The following is a 951-nucleotide window of genomic DNA, read 5'->3' as shown; positions in this document are numbered from 1 at the left end:
CTGGCCGGTCGATTAGAATCGGGATTTCAGGAGTGCCAGGTGCCGGGAAAAGCACGTTCATCGAAACGTTTGGAAGCTATTTATGTGACAGGGGCCATAAGGTTGCGGTCCTTGCGGTCGATCCGAGCTCATCCATTAACGGGGGGAGTATCCTTGGTGATAAGACGAGGATGGAGGAGCTGGCAAGGAATCCCCGCGCCTTCATCAGGCCCTCGCCTTCAGAGGGTACTTTGGGCGGCGTTCATCGCAAAACAAGGGAAACGATGCTGCTTTGTGAAGCGGCAGGATTTGATGTCATTCTTATTGAAACGGTCGGTGTCGGTCAAAGTGAAGCGATCGTCCGAAGCATGGTGGATTTCTTCATGCTCCTTGTCCTGACAGGCGCAGGCGATGAGTTACAGGGAATGAAGAAAGGGATACTGGAGCTTGTGGATGGAATTGTGGTCAATAAAGCGGATGGTGATAATGTCCCGCTTGCGACTAGAACGAAGTCTGAATATAACAGAATACTGCACTTTCTCCAGCCGGCAACGAAAGGGTGGGCAGGGAAAGCCTATACATGTTCTGCCATAACGGGAAAAGGAATACCCGAGCTATGGGATGTATTGACGGATTTTTCCGATACGACAAAGAAATCTGGTGTTTTCCAAGAACGGAGAAGGATGCAAGCTAAGGAATGGCTTTATTCGTCAATGGATCAACAGCTTAAAATGATGTTCTATAAAAATGAAACCATCAAGGAGCTGCTCCCTATCCTCGAAAATGAGGTGATGTCTGGTAATAAAACGGTCACCGCTGCCGTTAAGCAGGCATTCCAAGCCTTTATGGACACACTTAAGTGAAAAAAGGAGGGGGCACGCATGGTTTATGCATACCTCCTCCTTTTGTGTGAAGTGAAGCTTTCTCGCTGTTACCCATATGTTTCCCACTTCCATTTCTTTTTAAACTTGT

1 protein-coding gene is annotated in these 951 nt (G+C 47.9%); it reads left to right on the top strand.

Annotation, left to right across the window (positions count from 1 at the left end; translation table 11 throughout):
* On the top strand, positions 1-842 hold an 842-nt coding region (gene meaB, locus CVN76_RS05375), incomplete at its 5' end, for a methylmalonyl Co-A mutase-associated GTPase MeaB (protein WP_100530543.1).
* Positions 843-951 lie beyond the last annotated feature (109 nt).

The sequence above is a fragment of the Bacillus sp. mrc49 genome (assembly GCF_002803435.1).
This window is presented reverse-complemented; position numbering and strand designations above follow the sequence as displayed.